Below are 23,745 nucleotides of genomic sequence, written 5' to 3' on the forward strand. Positions count from 1 at the left end.
GACCACCTTCGACTGGTAGAGGCAACTGTGATGTGAGCCCGACATTCGTCTAACTCCTACGCGCGTCAATCAGGGCTATGCGTGGAGCCGTCGCCCTCTTCCGCGGCCGGGTTGTCTGGGATGAAGTCGGGAGGGTGGGGAACCCGGAGATCAAGTCGTGAATTGCCCGTGATAAGGCGAGCATCGCGGGCGTTAAGCAGCCAGCCCCAGAACCAACTGCTCAGGACCAGGAGGCGGTTGCGGAAGCCGATGAGGAACAGGATGTGGACGCCGCCCCAAAGGAGCCAAGCGAGAAAGCCGCCGACCTTCCACCGGCCGATGTGGGCGACGGCCTTCGCTTTGCCGATGATGGCCAAGGAACCCTTGTCGCGGTAGACAAAGGCCGATCGCGCCGTTCGCGCGGTCCGAGCCGCGGCCTCGCGTGCGATCGTCGATCCGGCGTAGCGGCCCATCTGGATGCCGCCCTGCGCAACGCCTGGCACCGGTCTGCCCGTATCCGCGGACTTGGCCGCCGCCAGGTCGCCGACGACGAACACCTCGGGGTGTCCCGGGATCGTCAGATCAGGCCCGACGATCACGCGCCCCGCTTTGTCGAGCGGCACGCCCAATGATTGCCCGAGAGCGCTGGCCTTGACGCCCGCCGCCCAAAAAACATTGCGCACGGGAATCACCTCATTGCCGACGGTAACGCCGCGCCGCGTGACATTGGTCACGATCGAATTCAGGCGCACCTCCACGCCCATGCGCTCCAGGTCGCGCTGGGCGCGGGCGCTCAGTTCCTTGGGGAAGGGGGGCAGCACACGATCAGCCCCTTCAAAGAGGATGACGCGCGTTGTTCGCGTGTCGATGTGCTTATAATCTCTCGGCAGCGTCTGCCCGGCGATTTCCTTGATCGCGCCCGCGAGTTCGACGCCGGTAGGGCCCGCGCCGACAATCCCAAAGGTCAACGCCGCGCGGCGTTCGGCTTCATCCCCCTCGTACTCCGCCGACTCGAAAGCGAGGAGGATGCGCCGGCGCAGTTCGGTCGCGTCGTCGATGCTCTTCAAGCCGGGAGCGATCGCGGCCCACTCCTCATGCCCGAAATAGGCATGCGTCGCTCCGGCCGCCAGGATGAGGTAGTCGTAGCCAACGTGCCCGCCGGCCAACATCAGCCGTTTGCCGGCAATGTCCACGCCGGTGACCTCGGCCATCGCGACCTGACAATTTTCTTGGTCGCGCAGGATCGTCCGGATGGGCGCGCTAATATCCGCCGGCGACAGCGAGGCCGTTGCGACCTGGTACAGCAAGGGCTGAAACACGTGGTGATTGCGGCGATCGATCAATCTGACATCGACCGGCGCGCCCGCCAACGCTTTGGCCGCCGCGATGCCAGCAAAGCCGCCGCCGACGATGAACACTTTGGGAAGCGTCTTGGCCGCGGGAGTGGTGCGCGAAGATCCAATGTTCGCCGGACCATTGTCCAGGAGGACTCGCCCCCCTTCATTTTCCCATCGTTGGACAGCCATGCCGCCGTCCTTAGTTTCGCCGATGGTAGGATCAGCCCACATAATTCACCTTCCGCGCGCGACTCGTGCCATCCTTGTCGCTACGATTCCAGCGCGGCTCGATACCAAGTCCGCTACTGGCCGCATGCTTCGACAATCCAATTGCCAGACTGGCTTCTCCTGGCAACTTGCTGTTTGCCTCCTTGGCCGCGAATCACGCCGGCCTGGCTGCGTCGCCGCTCAGATGCTGGCGAGTTCGCCAAAGTATTCTTGGTCCTCATTATAGCCTCCCTCGCCACGGCCGACCGATCGGGAACTCTCGACAAACTCGATGGCGCGAATCCACTTGACCATCTTGAAGCCGAGTTGGTTCTCGACTCGCAGCCGCAGGGGCGCTCCGTGCAACTCGCCTAACGGCTGGAAGTTCATCTCATAGGCGAGCAATGTCTGCGGATGTCGGGCGTTTGCCATCGACAGGCTATCGTAGAACTCGCCGCCGTGGCCTCCTTCGCCGAAGGAGTAAAAGACCACCGCGTCGGCATTGGCCTTGGGCTGGACCAGCTTGATGATTTCCGCCAACGGCACGCCGCCCCAGGCCGCGATGCCCGACCAGCCTTGAATGCAATGGTGCAGCGTGATCTGGGTCTGTTTCCCCAGTGCTCCCAGGGTATCCAGCGACAATTCGACGGGGTTTTCCACGAGGCCATGAATTTTTAGCCGGTAGTCTTGGAAGCGGTGCGCCGCGAGCTCTTTCCACTCATCGCTCGTGGGCACCTTGCCATTGGCCCAAAAAAAGGGCGAAATGTCTTCGCGGCGAAACTCCGCGCACGGCGAGGGCCGATCAAGGAAAAAGCTCATGATCGGCGTGACGATGGCGCGCGCGGCATGCTGCACCACGCGTGGGTGCCGCCACGCCGCCCAATTGGCGAGCGCGTTCGCGACGAAAATGACCGCCAGGCCCGACATGCCGACAAAAACGCCGCTCATGCTGATCGCGTCCGTGCCTAGCACGATGTGGTTCATGTTCCGCGCGAACCCCGTGATCGAAACCATCGCCACATGAATGACGATGAACATGACAAACGCGCACATAATCAGGAAATGGAGCGATCGGCCAATTTGGCGATTGCCGGGAAGCTTCGGATACCAACCAAATCGATTCGTCAACGCGGGCGACATGGAGGGGCCGGTGATCATGGCGAGCGGCGCCAGTACGAACACCACGCCGAAGTAGGAGAGTTGCTGCAAGGCGTTGTACTGATAAAAGCCATCCGGCTCCGGCGGCAAGTGGAACGTGGCATAGTGAACAAAAACAGCCCAGGCGTCAGTTAAGACATGCCAACCGCTGGGGACCAGCCGGCGCCAATGGCCGTCAAGGAACAGCAAGGTGACGTAAACCCCGCCGTTGACCACCCAAAACAGCACGCTGAGAAAATGCCAGTGCCGCGCCATGCCGATGGTATGTCGGTACCCGGGCAAACCAATCCAGGGAGAGAGGTGACGAGCATCTTGCTTTGCGGTCCACACCTGGTCTTTCGGTACCTCGACCGGCGTAAAGCGGGCCCATTCGGTGCCCGGAGTGCAATGCACGTTCCAGTAGAGCCGTGGATGGTCCATGAGAATCTGCAATCCGCTGCGGACCAGCAGAATCATCAAGAACAGATTGACGTAATGTGTAAGGCGTAACCCGACAGAAAAGCCAGGCGGAACAGGCTGGCTATTTGCGCTGCTCTCGATGGGAGGTACCGCCGGCAACCCGACGAAAGCGCACTGCACGTACGCGGCGACAAGCGCCAACACGATGGGAGCCGTAAAAAGCAGAAGCTCCTTCCGCCGAACGCGCATGCGAATGATTCCTGTCTTGTGGTTTTGTCCTGTCTCGCGCCGTATCAACCTTGCCTTGGCGTCGCCAAACAATCCTTACTTGACGAGTGTTTTGCGCTTCGATGCCACGCCTTCGAGCAGCGACTTCCACGATGGGATAAAACCGTGTGATTCTATCATCATCGTGGCGGCGTCGTGGCAGTCTACTCGGGCAAGGTGTATCGCGCTTCGATAAGACTTCGGATTAACTTGCGGGTTTCAGCCGGACGCAGGTCTTGTCGTTGTTCGATCCGCGCGGTTTGATCCGCCAGGTAGCTATCTTTCACGGCGGCTCGGAACCAACGCGAGTAATCTCCCCGGCGTAAATGAAACAGCCATGTTTCTTCATCGACTCCCTCGGCAATCTGTGAAAACGTGACCAGATTCGCCGCCTTGAGGTTCTGGCGGTTCTTGGGCCCTCGAAAAAAGAAGCTGTGCTGGCGCATGTTGCCTTCGGCATACTTGCGGTGGTGACGGATTCGCTCGGATTGCCCGAGCAAGATTTCGACGGGGAACGGGGCCGCGTCCTGCCGCCAAAACCAGACGACGGCCATCCCTTTTTGATACGTCAGGCCGTCAGGCCAGGCGAGAGGTTGGCCAATTGCGTCGGCAAACTGCTTCATGGTTCTGTCCGGCGAAGGCCCGACCGCAATGACCGTATCGACCGTCGCTAGCACCAGGGGCGCGATGTGTTCTGGATGCACGGTCACCAGCACGGTTTCTCCCACGTCCCGCGGCAGGGCGCGGCCGACGCGCGACCATTCGGCCGGGATCAGGTGATGAGCCTCGTCGAGGACGATCCAATGCGGCCGGCCGGTGCGAGTCCGCATGGCATGCAAGTTCGGAAATAGTTGCCCAAAAAACCCAGGACGATCGGCAAGTGGAATGCCCAGCAGATTGACGTTGAGCGTAATCTTTGGATCTTCGAGGAGTGCCAGCACCTCGTTCACGGAGACCGCGTGGTTTTGATTTCCCAGCGTGATGACATCTTGTAAGGTTCCGTAGTCTCCCTCGGGGTCAATGACGCATACCTGATACGCCAACTTGGTGAGCCGCTCGATGACTCCAGCGGTGACGGTGGACTTGCCGCTTCCGGAAGGCCCGGCAATCAGGATATTCTGGCCATAGGGAGGCACGGTCACCGTGGCGCCGTCGACTCGCCGCCCAATCGGAACTAGATTCTTGCGGATTCGGCCGTGCATGCGACTCAAATCGTTGGAGACCAGGTCGTCAATCAGCTCCGCCAGGCCGGCGCCATTTTTGTTTTCCGTCACGATGTCAGCGAGCTTGCAAATCGAAGGCACCGCGTTCGCCACGGCCACGGCGCATTCGCTCCGCGCAAGAAAGGAGTGGTCGTTCTCCGAGTCGCCGACACCGACGACCTCGTGCATGGAGAGCCCCAGCTTGCGCAAGGCATAGTCCATCCCAGTCGCCTTGTTGACCCCAGGCGGCAACACCATGACGGCGGCGCGGTTGAAAACCACCAGCAACTCTAACCCCATTTCCTGAATCGCCTGCAGCACCGCATTGTGATGAGGCAACCAGGTGGCGACAATCACTCGCCCAATGTCCAATGGGTTGACCCCTAGCTCTCGGAGTCGATCAATGAACTCTGGAGAGGGTGGGTCCGCGAGCAGCGTTTCTTCACGGGAGCGGGGATCGTAAACGGTGGCGCCGTTTTCGGCGACAACGTAGTCAAATAGCGAGAGATTCGGAAAACTCTCCTGGAGATTGTCCAATCGCCTGCCGGTGATCAGAATCACGCGCCGGCCCGACATCCGCACACGTTCGATCGCCGCTATGGCCATGTCGGATGCTCGCCCATCGCTGGCGATCACGCCGTCATAGTCGGTGGCGAGAGCCAAATAACGCATCGCGCCTTCCTTTCTAGCGAATTGGTTCCCGCCGTCTTGCTCGTCCAAAAGCCTCGGCCGAGGTGGACTGGCATCAGCGACGGCCCTCGATGACCTTTTTCAAGACGATCGCTTCGTTGTGTTCTTCATCCCGGGCGCCATACACCAAGGTGACGATCTGTTCTTCGCTCTTCTGCCTCAGCAACTCCAGGCTCTCTTTCTTCTCTCGAAGTTCCTTTCGATAGCGGGCCTGGAATTCTTTCCATTTGGCGGGATCATGGCCGAACCACTTGCGTAGTTCCGTGCTCGGAGCCACGTCCTTCAACCACAGTGTTACCGCCGCGCGCTCTTTGGTCAGGCCGCGTGGCCACAGTCGATCGACCAGCACCCGCATACCGTCCTTTCGAGAAGGCCGTTCGTAAACTCGCTTGAGTTGTAGCATGAGTCACCTACCTGAGCAGGGGAGGTTGTTAGTGATCGAATAACCGTTGCAGGGCGCGAATCGTCGTCGCCCGGTTGATGCGTCCCCAGGAATCGGTCAGCGGGATATGCTTCGGACAAACAGCGGTACAGTTCTGGGCGTTGCCGCACATCTGTACTCCACCGGTGGACATGGCTATCTCCAGCCGCTCGGTCGCCTGAAAGCTGCCGGCCGGATGAGAATTCAAGAGCACCACCTGATTCATGGCATGTGCGCCAAAAAACGCCTGATCGAAAGCCACTTTCTCGCGCGCTGCGAAGTCGGCGTCGGACTCGCCTGCTTTTCGCGATAGCTCGACCCGCAAGTACTGCGGGCAGGCCTCCAGACAGCAACCACAACTCATGCATTGGCTCAAGGGGTAAGCCTGCTGCTGCTCGCTTGGCGATTGGCGGGGGCCAGGCCCCCGATCGTAATACCCGTCAACGGGGAGCCAGGCGTGAACCTTCTCCAAGGCTCGAAACAGGCGCCGCCGATCGACGAGCAGGTCGCGGATGACCGGAAACTTGCTCAACGGCCGCAACTCGATGCGGCCGGGGCAGTCCGCCAGAAGTTTGTCAACCAGCGCGCTACACGCTTGGCGCGTGCGGCCATTGATGAGCATCGTGCAAGAACCGCAGACTTCTTCCAGGCAATTGGCCTCGTAGGTCACGGGAGCGACGTGTTCTCCCGACGCGGTTTCGGGATGTGCGGCAATCCGCTGGAGCACCGCCGTGACGTTCAGACCCGGTTCCCGACCGAGCCGGAAGTGCTGCCAGTAGCTCGCGCCGTCCGGCCGGTCCTGACGGAGAACGCGAACCTCGAATGACTCACGCTCATCCCCCGCGACTTGCGATCGATGGTCCATGACGAGATTCCCACGCGGCGAGCGGTTCTACGGCCGAACAACGATTGTCTTCGCGGGCGGATCGCTGGCCGGGAACGATTCCTCGGACGCCTCTTGTACGACGTCGAAACTCTGGTGCGGTGTTGCCTTTTGAGTCAGTAGGATCGTCACTAGCAGCGAAGAATCCCGCAGGCCCTTGAGCGCATGCGGCTCTCCGGCGGCAAGGTAGAGCAATTGGCCGGCCGACAGTTCCTGGGTTTTCCCGACCGCGGTAAACGCCACGCACCCTTCCAGGCAGTGAACGCTGATCTCGCCGGGTGCTTCGTGTCGCGGGATTTCCTTTCCTGCCGGCACGATCAACCGGAGGATTTCCAAGTCCTGCGTTTTGACCAGGGTGGTTGTCTTGGTATCGCCTAATTTGGAACCCAACGGGTATACATCAACAATCTCGCCGTTCTTTGCATGTGGAATTGCCATGAGCGAATCCCTCCTTTCAAACGACTTTGGTTTTTACCGTCACCCCGACTTCTCGTTCCGAAGCTCATTGCCGCGGCCCTCGCCCCTTGGTCATGCCGCGGCGTGGCATAAAACGCCGATTCTCTCGCGCGGGTGGCGACTAGGCGCCGCGCAGTGCCGCGTCACGCCGACGCGCTCTGGGAAACAGAATCTCGTCTTCCTCGTCGATGCCTTTGTGCAGATGCCATTCCAATTCCCAGAACCCATCCAACATCGCGCCGTAGGTCGCGCAGGTGTTGGGTGGCAGCGTATAACCGCGGGTCACCTGCCGCATATGCTTCAGTTCCTTGTCGATCATGGCATGGTCGTTTTCCAATTGCCGCAGCAACTGTGTCAAGTATTCGGGTGACGAACCTGCCGGTAGGCCATCTCTCTCGACCGCGCGCAGCGCGGGCATGACCACCGTCGTTTCCGTCAGAAGATGCCGCTCCAAGCCGCCGCGGAGGCGTGCAAAGCTTTGCCGTAGCTCGTCCAACTCGGGATGCGCGGCCTGGTGAGTCTCGACAACCTTTTGAAGCAAGTCATTCAGCCGCGGCAACTCCTGCCGCAAATGCCGATGATGGACCGTTTCGATATGGTCGCACAGCTCACCGATCGAGGCGTTTTCCCAGTCCGCGCCCAACTCGCAAAACGCTGGTTGCGCGGCACCGGCCAACTCGCCGAGCAGAGCCTTCGGCTCGATCCCTTGTTCGCGGCAAGCCTGGATCACTGTTTTGCCGCCGTCGCGGCAAAGGTCGATTTGGTGCTTCGTGAAGATTGGCGCTACACTGGGGTAGCGCGACGACCAATCGGCAACCGTCTGTGTTACGTCCAGGTGTGTCGTCGTCATATCCACACTCCTTCTCAATAGGTCACACGAGCATCAATGTGACGGGGTGAAGCCGCGGCACGTTTTGTCGCCAAGCCATGCGGATCGCGCCTCAGAGCATATTTGGCGAAGGGTTGTGCGGCACCGAACTTGCTTCCTCCTCGGCCTGGTGATGATCCGCCTGGCTCCAACCTCGATAGCTGGCAAGTGCGCTCCCTTGTTCGAACTTGCATTCTTTATCGTGTTCCGCGAGGGTGGCCCAGCGCACGTAAGCCAGCAACTGTTGTTCCGAACCGAATGTTGCCACCAGCTTTTTCGGGACACCTGGCTTCGATCCATAGAGATAATGCATCGTTCGCTACTCCCGAAGTCGCCGCGGCGTCAAAAGCCGGTGGCCACCGTTCGTACGGAAACATGGCCGAGGCGGGCCAGTCTGTTTCCATTTCCGGCATGGTACGCTTGCAAACCTATATGTCAAGGTGTAGATTTGTCGCGGGAGGGCCTCGGAGTTGTTACAGAAGACTGCTGAGTATGCGTTGCGTGCGACAGTTTGGCTGGCGCAGGATGCGGGGCGCGCACACGCCAGTGAACGGATCGCCAAAGCAATCCATGTGCCGCGTCGTTATGTGCATAAAGTGCTACAAGCGCTCATCAAGGCCGAAATCCTGCGCTCGCAACCCGGGCCACGCGGTGGATACTCGCTCAATCGTCCAGCTGACCAGATGACCATCCTCGATGTGATCACGGCGGTCGGACCGCTGCAGCGCATTCGCGCCTGCCCGCTGGGGCTCGCGTCGCACACCGACCTGTGTCCGTTGCACCGCGAATTAGACGAGGCATTTGCCGCGATGGAACAGGCTTTCGCGCGTGTCACGATCGCCGACGTGGTCAATCGCCCAAGCCCCATTACGTCGTTACGAGAAACCGCGTCAGCCAAGAGAGTACCACGTGCGAAACGGACTCGTTGACTCTTCGCCCACTCCAAGGGCCAGTCCTGGTGCTACCATCGCGTTGCCGAGGGCTCTCGAACAAACAGCGCGATTCAAATGGGTGCCGAAGGCCGAGCCTACAAAAAACGCCAGCTACGTCCGAAGATGACGGGTCCGTCAGGTGGCGGCCGACTTTCCAACATCGCGAGGCGCATTTCACCGCTAGAGAGAGCGAGGTTATGGCGAGGCGGTTCAGTCAGGTCGAGAAATCACCCTTTTTCGCACGTCGTCACGTCGTCAACATTGGCGCACTTCTCTCCGAGCGGGACACTCGCGCGCGCATGCTTTGGCTCGCTCCCAGAGTGCGCAACCTTCACTTACCGGATGCATAATGACACTTGGCGACCGCGGGGATACAATGCCGCGGAACGCTCCACGATGAGCATTGCGATGACTTCCGTTAGCGTCGGCGCGAATCCGACGGCGGTTTGGTTATGAAAACTAAATCGAACGTATCGGCGCTATTGACCAACTGGCCAGTGGAGATTGCCGCCAAGTCGGCAATTCCTCTCGCCGCTCTGGGAGTCGCCGTCGACGCGGTGACATGGGTCGACCTCAACGTCTCAATCCTGTACATCTTGCCGCCGGTGCTCGCGGCTGCCGCGCGAAAGCGCCGGCTGCTGTGGGGCTTGACCGTGGTGCTGCTCGTGGCCTCGTTCGTGGTCTATGCCCTCCAAGCCTCTCCCGGCATGTTCTCGTTCCACGAACCATTCTTTCTCAATCGCGTGCTGGCGGGATTGACCCTGATCGTTACGACAGGATTACTACACATTCTGATCCTGGCGGCCGAGGAATTAGATGCCCAAGCGGCTTCGCTAAGGCAGCAGAATGACCGGATAGAAGCGATCAATCGCGAGTTGATCGCATCGCATGAAGTAATCATCCAACAAAACGCCGAGTTGAATAGCCGCTGGCAAGCGGCGGAAGAGGCCAGCGAGGGCAAATCGCGTTTTTTGGCCTCGGTATCTCATGACATTCGTAGCCCGCTGCAAACTATCAGCATCATTGCCGAATTCATTCAACAAGCCAAGCAAGCGCCGGCCGAGCTACCACAGTTGGGGCAAATGCTTCACACCAATGCCGTGTTCCTCAGGGATCTTGCCACGGACGTGCTCGAGATGTCGGCATTGCGGGCCGGTCCAACGGAATTGCATTCGAGCACGTTCAACCTCAACGAGCTACTCGGCGAAGAGCATGACCGCGCCCTTCCCCAAGCAAAAGCGAAGCGATTGCAACTGATTCAAGACGTGCCCGACGGCAATGTGTGGCTCTGCACTGACCGGACCAAGCTGGCTCGCATTCTCGACAATATCGTGACAAACGCGATTAAGTACACACACGCCGGTACTGTAACCATTCGTTGCAGTCATGCACTCAACGGCGGTATCGAGATTCGAGTGCAAGACACCGGTGTCGGAATCGCGACGGAAGATCTGGAGCGGATCTTCGATGAGTTTGCCCAGTTGCGCGCCCTCGCCGGTGACCGACGACAGGGTTGCGGACTGGGTTTGACGATCTGCCGCCGCTTGGCGGAACTGATCGGCGGCCAGATTACCGTTCAAAGCCAGTTGGGATGTGGCAGCACGTTTACCGTACAACTCCCCAACTCCGCGGTGGCCTCCCAACCAGCGTTGCCGCACTAGCAGTCGAGTTCCCCAAGCCGTGGTGGAGCCATGTCGCGAACGGTTGGTTCGTATTTGGCGACTACCGCTCTCTTGCCATTCGCTGGAACAGTTCGAGCCATTGAAGAGTAAACGCCTCGCCAATGCCCGTTGATTTGCGAAGCTCTTCCGGCGTCTGCCCCCAATAGAAGCCGATCCAACCAGAGGCGCGCTGCTTTGAACCGTCGATGAATTCCTCTAGCTCTTTCGACGAGCACTTCAGTGGGAAGGTCTCTTCGATCACAACCGGCTTGCCAATGTCAAAACCCGCGAGCGTATCCAAGTCTTCCTTGAGCTTCCCGGCTCTTGGATACAGATGAACGCAGAGAAAGTCGAGGTCGCCTGCGATCTCCTTGGGAACGAAGCCGGATGTCAGCCCAGGGCGGTCCAGACTCCAGTCCACCAAGCCCACTGTAATCAGATGACGTTGATCCACCTGGCGGATCGCTTTGGTCAGGTGTCGAATCCAGCTTCGGGCGATGTCAGGGCGTGGGCGGTCACCTGGCTCGAGCGTGATGAATTGCACAAAGTGCTTCCCCGCGAACGCGCCACCCAGCCACTCGCCGCCTTTTCGACGCCCACCCGGCACGACCGGCTCGTTCATCAGGTCGTAGCAGAAAACCGCCGAACTGTCCCGGCAACGACTGGCGATGGAACGCCAGAACTCGGCCTGGGCGTCCCATCGTTCGACTTCGCTCAACTGATCATACCAAGCGGGAACGTCTTGCTTGTGATAACAACCGAGGCCCGTCAAATCGAGATACAGGTGAAGACGCTCGGCGAGTTTTAACAGGTCGCCGAGTCGGTCGAGCGACTTCTCGTTGGCTTGTGTCGGGCCGGCCATGAATCTGCCGAACTGCAAGTGGATGCGAACGACGCTCGCTCCCAGAGCCTTCATTTCGGCAAAATCCTCTTCAACTTTCTTCCACTCCGCATCCCAATAATCTTCGATCAGGCGGCCTGCTTCATCGCGGTCGTAGTTGAAGCCCCAAGCCAAGAATGGCTTACCTGAAGGCATCACCGCAAAGCCTCGCTGATCCTCGGCGACCTTCACCCAGGGCGGCGTTATGGTCTGGGCGTTGCAATTCGCCTGGCGTCCCCCAATCAGGAGCAGGGCCGCGAAGGTGGCGAGCGCTCGGAGAACGTGGCGAAAGTGAAACAGGCCGAGGCTAACTTTCTCGAACTCGACGTAGCCGATCTCTTCCTTGCCCACAAAACCTGGCTCCCAGCTTTTCAGCTCGGTGAACCACCATCGAGCGAGGAACGGATTATGCTTCTTCATGGGATCACTCCTCTTCATCTCGAGCAGCCAGTACACATAGGTTCGATGTTTATCGCGTGTTGCTGAATTGACCGCCTTTCGTTCCGGTGGGCGAAGGCGTGCCCGTCGCGATCCGCAGGCCATTGGCGGTCAGGCTGCCCGGGGGATCCACCCGCCCGGCCTACCGACATGGTAGCCGTGCGAAAAACTTCAAGCGTTCCGAGCAGGGATGCGCATGCACCCCTGAAGCCGAAGAATCGGGAATTGCGCTGGGGAATCATGGGCTTTGCTTGTCTCACGGCGCGGTGCGCACTTGATGCAGCATCTTCAGAACTCTCAGGGCGACCATTTCTGAGGCGTCGCGTTCGACGCGACTGGTGCCGAGCCACGTTTCGTAACCGCCGAGGTCGTGCTGTCTCGGCGTGGGCAGATAGCCGTTGCTACCGTTGGCGAGTTCGATGGTGAAGGTGTCCTTGAACGGGCTGCGGGCTTTGATTTCGAGGCCGGTTTCGGTGAAGACTTCGAATGGGATGGACGCGATGCCCAGATCGCCGATGCGGAAGGCCTGGATGACGGCCTGGACCGTGTCTGGCTTCGCGTCGCGTGCGGCCAGCACGCGCTCGGCGTAGGGCTGTTCCAGACGATGCACGGGCGCGGCGCCCTTCGGCTTGGCGAGCACGCCTTCGGCCCACTGAATCATCTCCGGAGTCGGACGGCGCACGGCAAGTTCCAAATCGCTGGCGGCGGCCTTCAGCGGCACCCAATCCTGATACGCGAGTGTCTGTCGAACTCGTAGCACCTCTTGCGCGAGATCGTTGGCGACCAATTTGATCTTCTCATACGGCTCGCGTTTCACTGCCGGCGTCTTGCCGCTGTAGTCGTTGCTGTTCACGTCGCCGCAGGGGCCGTTGGCCAAAATGCCGACACATGGCGCGCCCAGGGCCTGCTCGACGCGGCGGCAGAATTCGCCGAAGTAATCCGCCGACAAGTCTTCCTTGTTCACGCCGCCGACGTAGTGCAGCCAGTAGTTCGCCATCAGCGCAATCTGGCGACCGTCGGTGGCTTGCACCGAGAGGCAATAGACCTCGGGGTTCGTCGGTCCGGCCGGGCCGGCGAAGTGCGGAATGAGCGCACTGCTGGGATTCATTACGGCGCGATCCTTTCCGCCGAACGGATTGGGATTCTCAAAGCCTTCCTTCAGCAGCCAGCGGCGGTTGCCGACCCACTGGGGCAGTTTGCCCGTGCCCCACGCGACGCGGGCAGGCTCCAAATTGTTCAGCGCGCGCTTCACGCCATCCACCACGCGCGAGATCACGAAGCTGCGGTAGTCCAGCGCGGGATCTCTGTTGGTGAGTACCGACACGCTCGAGTGCGTGTGCGTGCCGGAAAACATCATCTGCGAGGCCGGAATGCCCGTGGCGGCCTCGAGCTTCTGCTTCGCCTCGTCCCAGACATCGCGCGCGAGTGAAATGGTGTCCGCCACGGCAAATACGAGCTTCGTCGTGCCATCATCGAGAACCAGACAGCGCACGTGCAGTTCATCATGCACGTGCTTCGCGATGGGGCGCGGCGCGAAGTTTCCCACGATCTCCATGCCCAGCGGCGGCGTGATGTTGCTCGTGGCCGCGCCCGCTTTGAACACGGGCTTGTCCTGTGCCGAGGCGAGGATGGGAAACAGCGTAAAGCAAACGATGAACGGGACTTTCAGACGTGCGTGGATAAATGCGATCATGGCTTTTCAATCTCCATTCCGGCCTTTTCGTCGGCGCGGGCAATGACGACACGAGCTTGGTTACTTTTGACTTTGCCGTCATCCCCCTTGATGGCCGTGTTTTGAGCGATGAGGAAGCGCCCATCGGTAATGGGCGCGATGCCGACGGAAGCGTTGAACTCCCATTTGCCGGTGAATTGAAACTTTTCATCCGCGCGCAGCAGCACCTGCGGCTTGCCGTAGCAGCCGAACCACCACGCGCCCTCGGCATACGCGACGGTTTGAATGCCCATGAGCGTGTAGCCGCTGGCGAGGACATGGTGCCGCTGGAACCGGAAGCTCTCGTCATACTCATAAAGGTAGTTTTCGTTCAGGCCCGTCGGCAGCCCGCCCGCGATGATGAACCGGCCATCGTGCCACGCCATGCCGCCCGCGCCATGGACAACCTCCGGCACGCGGTGCTTCGCCAGTTCGGCGAGCGTGTTGCCGTCATAGACATAGACCCACGAATCGGCTTGCCCGGCGGGCTGGTTGAACTTACCGAGGTTCGTCGCCACATAAACGCGGCCGGCATGATAGCAGAGGTCGCCGTGATGACTGGCCACGGGCACATTCTTGAGCACGCGACCGTCGAGGTCGGTTTTCACGAGGGCATCAGTCCAGGACCAATAAATGGCGTCGCGCAAATTGGTGCAGATGCCTTGAACGTGACGCGGGTAAGTGCCTTCGCACGCAGCGGCATAAAAGGCCGGCTCGGCGGCGCGGGCGCGATGCACGGCAAAAAGGGCGAGAGTCAACAGGAGAAATCTCATGGGCAAGGAGGGCTCACTTCGTGACGTTGTCGAAGCGGGGTGGATTGGTTTTCAGATACGGCTTCAACGCCTCGAAGCGGAAGTCGATCTCCGCGATCTCTTCCTCGTTCAGCTTTTGGTCCGAAAAGATGGGCTTCCCAGGGATCGTCCGGTTCGGGCCGTATTGGCGCGAGATCATGTTTTTGAACACGCCACGCTTTCTCCAAAGATAGAGCTGAAAACCGCGCAGATCGCCGCCGGGGAGGTGCTGGCCCAGATTGAACAGGAGCAGCAGCTTCGCGTGCATGTCGCGCAAGGTCTCCGGGGCGGCGCCGCTCTGTTGCAGCTCCCAAATTCGGGCGAGGACATCGGCGTAAACCGCGCGCTCGGTGATCAAGCCTTCGGTGCCGAGATGCGACTCATACAGCCAGCCGTGCGCACCCCGCGCGCTGAAGACGCGGCGAATCGGCGGCCGTGCAACCAGCAACTCCCGTGTGCGGGCGATGACCGGCGCGGCTTCCTCCTTGATGTAGCCGAAATGCGGAAACTCCTTCGCCAACTCGACCAGCAGAGGCACGGAGGGAATCGGCCCCTGGTAAGCGACGCCCCCGGTGGTCTGGAGGATGACGGGACGCTGCGTGACTGCCGCCAGCGCGCGCCAATACTGGCGCAACTCGTCTTCCGTCCGGCCGGCATCCGGCGGCCGCGAGATGATCGCCGCCGGCGCGAGTCGCTCGGCATGTCGCGCGAAGACGAGCATCTCCTCGGTGTCCTTCCCCTGCACGCCGAGGCAGAGCGCCGTGCGCAAGCCGCGCGATGTTTCCGCCAGCACTTCCATCCCGCGGAGTTTTTCGTCGCGGCTGAGGAGATCCACGCTGTCGCCCGACTGCGGCCAGATCATGCCCGGACACCCGCCCCAATCCACAAAGCGGGCTTGACGGGCGAGCACCTCAAAGTCCACCTCGCCCGCCGCGGTGAAGGGTGTCGATAGAATCGGGAACGGCCCGCGGATTCGTGGATCGGCGGTCGTTGCTTTCGCACGCTCAGCGGCTCGCGGCTCGGTAGCGCACAGGTTGGTTTCAGCCCAGGCGCCCGAAGCGCCGGCCATCATCGTCCCGAGCATTTGTCGTCGTGTGGTGCGCTGTTCCATGAGGGTGGGTTTCGATTCAGCCTACACATCCGGCTAGAAAAAAAGTCGAACCATGCAACAAAAGACCTGATCCGGTTTGCACCTTCCAAGTCACGAGCCTGCGAATCTCACTCCGCCAAAGGACAAAACTCCAAGCCATTGTAACCGGCGGGAATCAGGACTCCACTCGCGGTGAAACTGATGAGCCCCGGGTTTCCATCCGTCGATCGCTTCTCGATCAACTTGGGTTTCAAGCGATCCGTCACATCCACGATGAACACTTCGCCAGTGGCTCGGTTCGCGAGGGCGAGGCGATGACCGCTGACGGAGATTCTTCCTGACAAGCGGACCCCGGAAATACGGACGACAGGCAACGAATCGAAATCGCCTGTCACGTTCTGCGCGAAGAAGACCAGCCCTCCATGGCGAGGCGTCACGACCTCCCCTTGGAAAACGCTGAGTCCATTAAGCATATCGAACCGGCCGGCAGGATGCTGCCCCGCGAAGACCGGCTCAGTCCCGCCGAGGTCATACCAGTGAACTCCGCTCGCATGCCAGAATGCCGCGGCGTAGCGTCCGTCCACGAGCTGATCGCAGAGTTGATTACCATAGAGCAGTCCGAACCTCTTGTCCTCCAGCGCAAGGCGAGGGCGGCTGCGATCCGCAACGTCCAGAATCTGCAGCGTGCTGCCGCCCACTTCTATCAGCGCAAATCGCCCCGGCGCGGGCAGCGCGAGATGTCTCACCGGTAGCGCCTTTGCCGGGTAGCGGCCGCGTTTCGTCAGGCGTCCGTCCTTGTCCAAGTCGTAGATCGCCATGCCAGCCTCGCCTTCGGCCACAAACACGGAGTCGCCGACGATGGCAACGTCGGAGGCGAAGCCCTCGGTGGGCGTCGCGCTCAACGGCGAGAGCGCCTTTCCGGTGCGAACCACGTGAATGCCGGCGCTGCCACAAGCCGCGACAGCGAGGTCGCCTCGCACAGCCACTGCATGGACCTGGCCTCCGGGGCGGAAAATGTTCGGATTCGAGGTGGGTTCTGCCGCTGGAATGGCGGGCAGGACGCCGAGTTCATTTGTCACCGGACGCGCCACGCCTATGGCCTCGATGATGTGCAACGCGGTCGTGGCACCCGCAGCGTAGATGTAATCCTTCACCAGCCCGAATCCACCGACGCAATCCGCGTGCGGTTTGCCCGGCGGTGTCGGCAGTTCCGTGCGCGAGACGATCCTTGGCGCCGCTGGTTCGCTCACATCCACGATGAACATTCCGTTGTGGGTATCGGAGACGAAAGCGGTTTTCCCCTTCACCTTCACTCCCCACATATCGAGGCCCACGGCGTAAAACCGCGGAAACTTCACGCGGCCCAAGAACTTCGGCTGGGCCGGATCGGCGAGCGAGAAGAGCTCGAGTCCATGACCCATGCCGTAGCCGGCATCCTCCGGGTTGCGGTGCGGTTGCCGCGAGTGGTGGCCGGTTGCGGCAAACAGGAGGCCGCCATGCACAGCGAGTCCGTCGCCGTAGCCGTCCAGCGGCGCCTTGGAAACCAGGCGCGGATGAAGCGGATCTCGCACGTCCACCGTCACTACCTCGGAGCTGCCCCACACTCCGGTGTAGAGCATGCCGTCGTGATATGCGATCGACTGCGCCTCGCCCGTGCGGACAGTGCTCAGATGCCGGGGATGCCGCACGTCAGTCACATCCACCAACTCCACGCCATACTGCCGCTGGGCGATGAACAGGACGTGGCCCGCGACCGCCACGCCGGTGGCAAATTCGATACTGTCGTAACGCGTGATCAGTTTCGGCTGCGTGTCGCGGACATCCACGACAAACAGCCCCGACTCTCGCGCCGACACAAATGCCACTCCATTGGAGACGGCAATCTGTCGCGTGTTGCCCAGTCCATCCAGTGAACCCAGCACTTTCGGTTGGTCAGGTGTGACGATATCGAGCACATGCAGTTTGCCTCCTCCGATCACGAATGCACGGTCGCCCACCACCGCCACATCCATCGCAGGTCCAGTTGCGACCGTGCCCACAATCGGGAGCCTCATCTCCGCGGAAACGTCAGCCACGAGTGCAAAAACAAGGGAAAGGATGGAGGTTATCCTGAACATGCCACGGGTAAACGGAACCAGTGTCGTCGGGTCAAAGGGATTGCCCCGCACGACTCGACGCCGAAGCGCAAAAGGTGCATCCGCGAGTCGTCGAACTGCGGAGGGACTTTCATCATGTGAGCGGCCGGTTCGAGAGGACCATGTCGTCCACATCACGCATGGCTTGCGGCAGAGAGTGAGAAGGAGACTCAGGCATTTCATGGTCGCGGAATCCTGTGTGGATCAATCTCAAGGGGCGAGCAGTTGGCAGCGGCGGGCCTTCCAGAAGGCGGCGAGGTGGTAGACGATGCCGCAACTGGCGTTGTGCGTGTAATCAAAGTCCCCCAGAAACTTCTCGAGCGAGGCCTGCTGTTCGACGGTGAGCGTCGGTGGCTCGACCATGAGCAGGATGAGCGCGGATTCGCCTGCCTCACGCGTGAGATGCCAAATCTCGCGGAATGGGCCCCACTGCGGATTGGGATACCCCTTCTGGTTCTTCCACTCGGGTACTGTGCGCCAATCGGGGCCGGTCATGCGCATGTCCTCGGGGCTTTTCTTCGCTAGCGCCGCCAGGACGCTGGCGAATCGCTTCGCGGCGAGATCACGAACGTGCGTCATGCGCTGATGAATCAGAGCCTTGAGCGACGCATCAGGCTCGAGAGCGTGGAGAACCTCCAGCGAGCACTGCATTTGCAGTAAAGCGTAGGCCGGCTTCTCCGCGCCGGGAGTGGCGGATTGCGCGATGGCTGCGGCGGCATATTTACGCCATTGCTCGCGATAGCGATCCTCGCGCGTCACATCCCATGCGGCGGCATGGATCATGGGCAGGCGGGCGGCCTCGTGCGGCTGCACATTCCACATGCGGCAGATGCCAAGCGGACAATGCGTGCCATCGGCGCGGCAGAAGTCGAAGTCGTTCTGCGGCGTGACGAAAGCGATCATGCGTTCCGCCACAGCGGCGAGGATGACGCGGATTTGCTGCTTCGTAGTCTCGTCTGGCAGCGGGCTGTGATAATATTGCCACAGGCCGTGGACGAAGTGCGTCACCTGGTCGCGCGAGGAGTTGATGTAAGTGCTCGTGGCGTCCTCCGGGCACACATTGCGAGCCACAAAGCCGCGCACGCCATGCACGGTGACACAGCGATTGAGGCCGGCGAAGACACACGCGGCCCTTTCACGCAGCGAGTCGTCCTTGGTGACCGCAAAGCGGTCGCACAGCATGCTGAGCATCGCGCCACCAAGGATCGCGCCGTCCTCCATGCCCGTGCCGTAGCCGCAGGGGTTCGGATACTGCCGCCTCACCTCGTGTGCCGTGGGCAAATGGGCTTGTTCCCTGCCTTTCTCATAGCTGCTGAGGTAATCGCCGAAGGTCTGAGTCTTCGGCAGATAAAACCGGCTCCAAACGATGTCCCAGGCCTGCTCGATGTTGGTCGCGGTTTCCCGCGCATGAGCATGCGAGGCGAAAAGCAAGAGCAGGCAGGCGGTGAGGAGGCTTTTCATCTTATTTTCGCGGCCCATCGGGGCGCGAAGGGCAGGGTGGCGAATTTTCCGCACTCGGTGCCGGGATCGCGGAGACCTGGACCGCGGTGTCCGGCGCCTTGCCAGAGTAGAACGACAGATAGTGCGTGCCCCTGATTACGGTGGCGTTCACGTTGCCCGCGTCGATGGTAGCCTGACTCCCCTTGGCGACCGCCTCGGACGCGGGCCAGTGGAGCGGATTGCCGAACACGCTGGCGGGATCAACGACTCGGCGCCGCAGGACACCACCCTTGCCGCGCTGATAGTAATAGTTGCTCAGCAAACCAGTTTCGGCGTCGAGGATCAAGCTCGGGGTGGAGATCAGGACATCGCCGATGTTCGTTTGCGCGCGCTTCCACGTCGCGCCGTAATCCGTCGAGACCATCTGGAATTGCGCCCGTGTCGAGGTCGAGCCTCCCTGCTCGGTTCGGGCGATGGCGAGAAGCTTGCCATCGCCGAGGTAAACCGCGGCGGGCTCGGTCGGCCATTGCGCTTTGGTCAGCCCGGACTCGACGGGAGTTTGAGCCCAGGTGACGCCGTCGTCACTGCTGGTCAGCGTGCCCCACGAGTGACTCTCGTCTTCAGCGTAGTTCCCGCCAAACCACAGGGCCATGAGCCCGACCTTGGGGACCGCGAAGATGTCGGTGATCTGCACGGGTGTCACGGCGAGTTTCGGCGTCGCCAGGAGCTTGAACGTCACCCCATCCGTGGTGTGGTACAGGTCGTGTCCCCACTCCTTGCCGACTCGACGCACCCACAGGAGCATCGCCCCGGTGGAGTCCAGCCCCTTGCCGACCTCGACCTCGCCATAGCCGGGCGTGTTGGCCACCACCGTTTCGGGCGTCCAGGTCTTTCCGCCATCGGTGGAGGTGCGGGCGTAAACGGCGCGAGCGTCTTCTCCGATCGTGTGCCCCGAGCCTCGGCTATAGACACAGACGAGCTTCTCGCCGAGGGCCTGAATCATCGGCCACGAGTTGTAGCCGCTCACGTCCTGCACGACCTGGGGCTTCGCGAGCGCATCCACGGGTGTCACCTTGACCATGGCCAGACCCGTGGGGCTAGTAAACGTGTCGGCGGGATCGCCGGGCTCGCGCTGCACGCGCACCCAGAGGGGCGCGTCGGGCGTCACTTCGTAATACGACTCCAGGACAATGTTGCGGGAATAGAACGGCGCGGCGGGGAGTGCCGTTCGCACGGGATTGCCCAGATAATACCGGGCCGTGAAGGGGGCATCGGCCACCAACTGCGAGAGGTGGACCCGGTAGACATCCTCGAAGCTGGGGCTCGTCGTCGCGTCGGTCGTGGTGACGACGATCTCGACCTTCACGGCGGCGCACCCGCTGGGCAAGCCGCTGACCAGGCCGACGACCGACTGCCCAACCGTGCCGCCCGACAATGACCAGATCGGAATTTGCATCGAGCCGCTCGACATCAGCACGAGCGATGGCGTGCCCGTCGCGATCGACATGTTGTTCGCGGTTAGGCAGAGTGGGGGCTCCTTCCGCGCCGCGACGATGGTTGGCGACTCAGCCGGGGACTTTGAGACGCCTTCGGCGGCGGGAAGTTGGACGGGTAGCAACACGAAGCCTAGGAAAGCAAGCGTTGCGATTGAGCAAGTAGGCTTCATGCAGGTGAACCTTCGATTAAAGAGCATCTCCGCGGATCGATTCCAGCACACACCTCGCGGCGCAGATCGAGTGTTCGATCTGCCTCGACTTCCCGATGGCGAAGGTGGGAACCTGCCGCTAGGTAACACGGACGTGATCGTGTTGACAAGACCGCCGGCGAAGGCACTGGCCGCGGCCTTCGACCCTCTACTTGTTGCCCCACAACTCGTTCAGCGTCTCCAACGTCCGCTCGACCAACACGCGGCCGCCTTCGGGACCGACCGTGTTGCTTTGAATCACCGCGCCATAGGCGCCACCGGCAACGCCGCGCTCGGTGGGCAGATAGGATCCAGGCCCGGTGAGCTGAATGACGAAGGTTTGCAGCGCCGGGCTGCGCGCTTTCATCTGCAAGCCGTAGTCGGTGTAAAGTTCGAATTGATTCGTGGCAATGGCCACGTCTCCCAAACGGAGCAGGTGAACTTCCGTCGAGAACAGATCATCGGGCTTTTGCCGCTCGAAACGATCGACCACCTTTTGATGCCATTGACGCACGCGAAGCGCGGCGGGGTCGTCCGCCAGTTCAGCTACTTTCGATCGCGCGGCGAGGGACTCGGCCTGCGTTACTTGCCGCACCGGCAGTTGGAGCGTTTGCACGCGATGCACCAGCGGAGCGTCCGCATGCTTCTCTTGCACCGCGCCGGCGTAAGCGTCTTCCCAGGCGGTGACGATCCGACGCGAGACCTCTTGCAGCCGATCCAGACCGCGCAGTGTTCGCATCCGCTCTTCGGCCCCCTTGCGGGTCATCAGATGGGGCGACTGATCGCCGCCGGCTCCGGTCCAGCCCAAGACGACTAACTGGTCGCCGTGTCGCTGGCGCAACGCTTCGCGCACCTGGTGCCAGAAGTCGGCGTCGACGGTGCTTTTTCCTTCGACTTCCTGGGCCGGACAAGCCACGTTAATCGCCGTGGCCACCAACTTGCCCGTCGAGTCCCAGCAACAAAGGACTTCGACGCCGTGGTCCTCGTAGCTTTCGAACCGCGCGAATGTTGGCGTGGTGGTCGAACCGTACATCTTTGAAGTGCCGTCCTGGGCCACGGCCAGCCGATTCTGTGCGACGACGGCGTGCCCCAGCCCCCAGCCGACGCTTCCCGGACGCCGACCATTCCACGCTTGCTCGATTGCCGCCACCACTCGGTCGGTGAAGAAGTGCTTGTAGTCATCGGGACGCATGATCCCCGAGGCCGGCAAGTCGTAACGCCCCTCGACCATCTCGGGGGCCGTGTGCGTGTGGGTGGCGCTCAGAAACAGCTTCCGTGGATCGAAGCCTGGCAAGCGTTCCTTCAGCTTGGAACGGACCTCTTCGATCAGCCCTTCGCGAATCGCCACCAGGTCGCACGCCACCATGATGGCCTGATCGAGCGAACGGTCACCCTCGCGCGATTCAATGACCAACACCGACGCCAGCAGCGGGCTGTCGACGCGCTGTGAAATGCGCGTTCGCATCTGGCCCGATAGCGGCACCGGCTGGTCGGGCGTAATGTCGGCCGTGGCGGCGCCAAGGTGCAACTCGGCCGCGTGAGCCGACGGCTCCCCTTGGCTCAGCGTTGCGAGCCAGGCCACCAGGGCCACGATTCGACAGCAAGTAAAGCCCCAGGTTCGCATGGCGAGACTCCTCGGTAAGGAAAAAGCGGGCATGATCTGTCAATCGACGGCTAGCCGGTGATTTTCTTGTAGGCGTGTCCCTCGTTCAAGTCAATGCGCTCGGGACGACCTTTATGATGGTAGACCAGTTGAGTGTGGTCCACGCCCAGCAGGTGCAAAATCGTGGCATGCACATCATGCACGTGCAGCTTATCTTGCACGGCGTACAGGCCCAGCTCGTCGGTCGCGCCGATCGTCTGGCCTCCTTTCACTCCGCCGCCGGCCATCCACATGCTGAACCCGTTCGGGTTGTGATCGCGTCCGTCTCCCTGTTCGCTCATCGGCGTGCGGCCAAACTCGCCTCCCCAGATCACCAAGGTTTCGTCCAGCAAGCCGCGCTGCTTCAAATCGGTCAGCAGGCCAGCGATCGGCTTGTCGACCGCGCGGCAGAGCTTGCCGTGGTTGGCCTCGATGCCCTTGTGCGCATCCCATTTGCTCCCCGCGCCGCTGTAAAGCTGCACGAACCGCACGCCATTTTCGACCAGCCGCCGGGCCAGCAGACAATTGCGGCCATAGACCGCGGTCTCGGGCTGGTCCATGCCATAGAGCGCCTTGGTGGCGGCCGTCTCTTTGCTCAAATCGACCACGTGAGGCGCTTCGGCTTGCATGGCCGAGGCCAACTCGTACGACCGAATCCGGGCTTCCAACTCCGAATTGTCGGCGCGCGTCGCGCCGTAGCCTCGATTCAGGTCGGTCAACAAGTCGAGCTTGTCGCGCTGTCGCTCGGTGGTGAACCCTTTGGGGTTGTCCAGGTATTTGATCGGCGCGCCATCCGAGTTGAACTCGACTCCCTGGTAGACCGCGGGGATGAAGCCGCTCCCCCAGTTGCGCACGCCGTTGACGACGGTTCCTTCGCTGTCCTTGATGACGACGAAACCCGGCAGGTTTTGATTCTCGGTTCCCAGTCCATAGTTCACCCAAGCGCCCAGCGACGGCCGGCCGCCAAAGATCGAACCGGTGTTCATCTGGCACACGCCCCCCGCGTGGTTAATGCCGTCGGAGACGCACGAGTTGATCACCGCCAACTGGTCGGCATGCTGCGCCACGTTCTCGAACCAGTCCGAAATCCACAGTCCGCTCTGGCCATATTGCTTCCACGAACGCTTCGAGGGGAAGATCGGCGCGTCGGACTCGCCCATGGCCAGCACCGGCACTTTGAACGACGCCGGCAGCTTTTGCCCGGCCAGCGTATTCAACGCCAGCTTGCGGTCGAACGTGTCGAGGTGGCTGGGGCCACCCTCCATAAAGCAGTAGATCACGTTCTTGGCGCGACCGGGGCGATTGATCAGTCGGGCCGCGGCGCCGCCGGTCGGCACGGCGCCAGCAGGTGGGGCGGCCAAGATGCGCTCGCGCATCAGCGCCGCCAAAGCCACCGCGCCAAAGCCACAGCCGGCGCGGCGGAGGAATTCACGACGGTTGGCCGGTATGTCGTAGTTGTGACAAGGCATGATGC

Annotated in this window: 19 protein-coding genes; 2 read left to right on the forward strand and 17 right to left on the reverse strand. The window is 61.3% G+C overall.

Features of this window, described 5'->3' with window-relative positions; genetic code table 11:
* Positions 1–65: 65 nt before the first annotated feature.
* From JSS27_03535 to JSS27_03570, 8 genes are all read right to left on the reverse strand, one after another.
* Positions 66–1,505: an NAD(P)/FAD-dependent oxidoreductase gene (locus JSS27_03535; protein ID MBS0208006.1), complete on the reverse strand. Its 1,440-nt coding sequence runs from the start codon at positions 1,503–1,505 to the stop codon at positions 66–68.
* 219 nt (positions 1,506–1,724) lie between these two features.
* Entirely contained in the window at positions 1,725–3,329 is a 1,605-nt protein-coding gene (locus tag JSS27_03540; GenBank protein MBS0208007.1) for a molybdopterin-dependent oxidoreductase, read from the reverse strand.
* 182 nt (positions 3,330–3,511) lie between these two features.
* Positions 3,512–5,221 carry an HAD family hydrolase gene (locus tag JSS27_03545; GenBank protein MBS0208008.1) on the reverse strand — a complete coding sequence of 570 codons (1,710 nt, stop codon included), beginning with the start codon at positions 5,219–5,221 and terminating at the stop codon, positions 3,512–3,514.
* A gap of 73 nt (positions 5,222–5,294) precedes the next feature.
* Positions 5,295–5,642: a DUF488 domain-containing protein gene (locus JSS27_03550; GenBank protein MBS0208009.1), complete on the reverse strand. Its 348-nt coding sequence runs from the start codon at positions 5,640–5,642 to the stop codon at positions 5,295–5,297.
* 28 nt (positions 5,643–5,670) lie between these two features.
* Positions 5,671–6,525, reverse strand: coding sequence for a succinate dehydrogenase iron-sulfur subunit (gene sdhB / locus JSS27_03555; GenBank protein ID MBS0208010.1), 855 nt, complete (start codon positions 6,523–6,525; stop codon positions 5,671–5,673).
* A gap of 27 nt (positions 6,526–6,552) precedes the next feature.
* Entirely contained in the window at positions 6,553–6,981 is a 429-nt protein-coding gene (locus JSS27_03560; GenBank protein ID MBS0208011.1) for a cupin domain-containing protein, read from the reverse strand.
* A 139-nt stretch (positions 6,982–7,120) separates the two neighbouring features.
* Positions 7,121–7,849 carry a DUF542 domain-containing protein gene (locus tag JSS27_03565; GenBank protein MBS0208012.1) on the reverse strand — a complete coding sequence of 243 codons (729 nt, stop codon included), beginning with the start codon at positions 7,847–7,849 and terminating at the stop codon, positions 7,121–7,123.
* Positions 7,850–7,940: 91 nt separating this feature from the next.
* The gene (locus JSS27_03570) at positions 7,941–8,180 is read right to left on the reverse strand and encodes a hypothetical protein (GenBank protein MBS0208013.1); all 240 of its coding nucleotides are present in this window, start codon (positions 8,178–8,180) and stop codon (positions 7,941–7,943) included.
* A 157-nt stretch (positions 8,181–8,337) separates the two neighbouring features.
* Here JSS27_03570 and JSS27_03575 point away from each other — a divergent pair, with 157 nt between their 5' ends.
* The gene (locus JSS27_03575) at positions 8,338–8,796 is read left to right on the forward strand and encodes an Rrf2 family transcriptional regulator (GenBank protein MBS0208014.1); all 459 of its coding nucleotides are present in this window, start codon (positions 8,338–8,340) and stop codon (positions 8,794–8,796) included.
* Between the two features lie 455 nt (positions 8,797–9,251).
* A complete protein-coding gene (locus JSS27_03580; GenBank protein ID MBS0208015.1) occupies positions 9,252–10,460 on the forward strand; it encodes a HAMP domain-containing histidine kinase in 1,209 nt (402 codons plus the stop codon).
* A gap of 61 nt (positions 10,461–10,521) precedes the next feature.
* On the opposite strand, the gene JSS27_03585 is transcribed toward JSS27_03580, so the two are convergent.
* The 9 genes from JSS27_03585 to JSS27_03625 all read right to left on the reverse strand — a co-directional run bounded on the left by JSS27_03585 (position 10,522) and on the right by JSS27_03625 (position 23,740).
* On the reverse strand, positions 10,522–11,496 hold the full coding sequence (locus JSS27_03585; GenBank protein ID MBS0208016.1) for a cellulase family glycosylhydrolase: 975 nt from the start codon (positions 11,494–11,496) through the stop codon (positions 10,522–10,524).
* 538 nt (positions 11,497–12,034) lie between these two features.
* Positions 12,035–13,408 (reverse strand): hypothetical protein, encoded by a 1,374-nt coding sequence (locus JSS27_03590; protein MBS0208017.1) that lies wholly within the window; start codon positions 13,406–13,408, stop codon positions 12,035–12,037.
* A gap of 59 nt (positions 13,409–13,467) precedes the next feature.
* A complete protein-coding gene (locus JSS27_03595) occupies positions 13,468–14,262 on the reverse strand; it encodes a hypothetical protein (protein ID MBS0208018.1) in 795 nt (264 codons plus the stop codon).
* A 13-nt stretch (positions 14,263–14,275) separates the two neighbouring features.
* Positions 14,276–15,391: a dihydrodipicolinate synthase family protein gene (locus JSS27_03600; GenBank protein MBS0208019.1), complete on the reverse strand. Its 1,116-nt coding sequence runs from the start codon at positions 15,389–15,391 to the stop codon at positions 14,276–14,278.
* Between the two features lie 107 nt (positions 15,392–15,498).
* Positions 15,499–17,382 carry a hypothetical protein gene (locus tag JSS27_03605; GenBank protein ID MBS0208020.1) on the reverse strand — a complete coding sequence of 628 codons (1,884 nt, stop codon included), beginning with the start codon at positions 17,380–17,382 and terminating at the stop codon, positions 15,499–15,501.
* Between the two features lie 333 nt (positions 17,383–17,715).
* Entirely contained in the window at positions 17,716–18,891 is a 1,176-nt protein-coding gene (locus JSS27_03610) for a hypothetical protein (GenBank protein ID MBS0208021.1), read from the reverse strand.
* A 76-nt stretch (positions 18,892–18,967) separates the two neighbouring features.
* Positions 18,968–20,611, reverse strand: a complete 1,644-nt coding sequence (locus tag JSS27_03615; GenBank protein ID MBS0208022.1) for an exo-alpha-sialidase — start codon at positions 20,609–20,611, stop codon at positions 18,968–18,970.
* A gap of 187 nt (positions 20,612–20,798) precedes the next feature.
* A complete protein-coding gene (locus JSS27_03620; protein ID MBS0208023.1) occupies positions 20,799–22,253 on the reverse strand; it encodes a hypothetical protein in 1,455 nt (484 codons plus the stop codon).
* A 50-nt stretch (positions 22,254–22,303) separates the two neighbouring features.
* Positions 22,304–23,740 (reverse strand): DUF1501 domain-containing protein, encoded by a 1,437-nt coding sequence (locus JSS27_03625; protein MBS0208024.1) that lies wholly within the window; start codon positions 23,738–23,740, stop codon positions 22,304–22,306.
* Between the last annotated feature and the right edge of the window lie 5 nt (positions 23,741–23,745).

The organism is Planctomycetota bacterium, assembly GCA_018242585.1.
GTDB lineage: Bacteria > Planctomycetota > Planctomycetia > Pirellulales > PNKZ01 > JAFEBQ01.

Excerpts from the sequence above, each read along its gene's own strand:
- JSS27_03535 (MBS0208006.1), bottom strand. The coding sequence starts at position 1,505 with ATGGCTGTCCAACGATGGGAAAATGAAGGGGGGCGAGTCCTCCTGGAC.
- JSS27_03540 (MBS0208007.1), bottom strand. The coding sequence starts at position 3,329 with ATGCGCGTTCGGCGGAAGGAGCTTCTGCTTTTTACGGCTCCCATCGTG.
- JSS27_03545 (MBS0208008.1), bottom strand. The coding sequence starts at position 5,221 with ATGCGTTATTTGGCTCTCGCCACCGACTATGACGGCGTGATCGCCAGC.
- JSS27_03550 (MBS0208009.1), bottom strand. The coding sequence starts at position 5,642 with ATGCTACAACTCAAGCGAGTTTACGAACGGCCTTCTCGAAAGGACGGT.
- sdhB (MBS0208010.1), bottom strand. The coding sequence starts at position 6,525 with ATGGACCATCGATCGCAAGTCGCGGGGGATGAGCGTGAGTCATTCGAG.
- JSS27_03560 (MBS0208011.1), bottom strand. The coding sequence starts at position 6,981 with ATGGCAATTCCACATGCAAAGAACGGCGAGATTGTTGATGTATACCCG.
- JSS27_03565 (MBS0208012.1), bottom strand. The coding sequence starts at position 7,849 with ATGACGACGACACACCTGGACGTAACACAGACGGTTGCCGATTGGTCG.
- JSS27_03570 (MBS0208013.1), bottom strand. The coding sequence starts at position 8,180 with ATGCATTATCTCTATGGATCGAAGCCAGGTGTCCCGAAAAAGCTGGTG.
- JSS27_03580 (MBS0208015.1), top strand. The coding sequence starts at position 9,252 with ATGAAAACTAAATCGAACGTATCGGCGCTATTGACCAACTGGCCAGTG.
- JSS27_03585 (MBS0208016.1), bottom strand. The coding sequence starts at position 11,496 with ATGCCTTCAGGTAAGCCATTCTTGGCTTGGGGCTTCAACTACGACCGC.
- JSS27_03595 (MBS0208018.1), bottom strand. The coding sequence starts at position 14,262 with ATGAGATTTCTCCTGTTGACTCTCGCCCTTTTTGCCGTGCATCGCGCC.
- JSS27_03600 (MBS0208019.1), bottom strand. The coding sequence starts at position 15,391 with ATGGAACAGCGCACCACACGACGACAAATGCTCGGGACGATGATGGCC.
- JSS27_03605 (MBS0208020.1), bottom strand. The coding sequence starts at position 17,382 with ATGGATGTGGCGGTGGTGGGCGACCGTGCATTCGTGATCGGAGGAGGC.
- JSS27_03615 (MBS0208022.1), bottom strand. The coding sequence starts at position 20,611 with ATGAAGCCTACTTGCTCAATCGCAACGCTTGCTTTCCTAGGCTTCGTG.
- JSS27_03620 (MBS0208023.1), bottom strand. The coding sequence starts at position 22,253 with ATGCGAACCTGGGGCTTTACTTGCTGTCGAATCGTGGCCCTGGTGGCC.
- JSS27_03625 (MBS0208024.1), bottom strand. The coding sequence starts at position 23,740 with ATGCCTTGTCACAACTACGACATACCGGCCAACCGTCGTGAATTCCTC.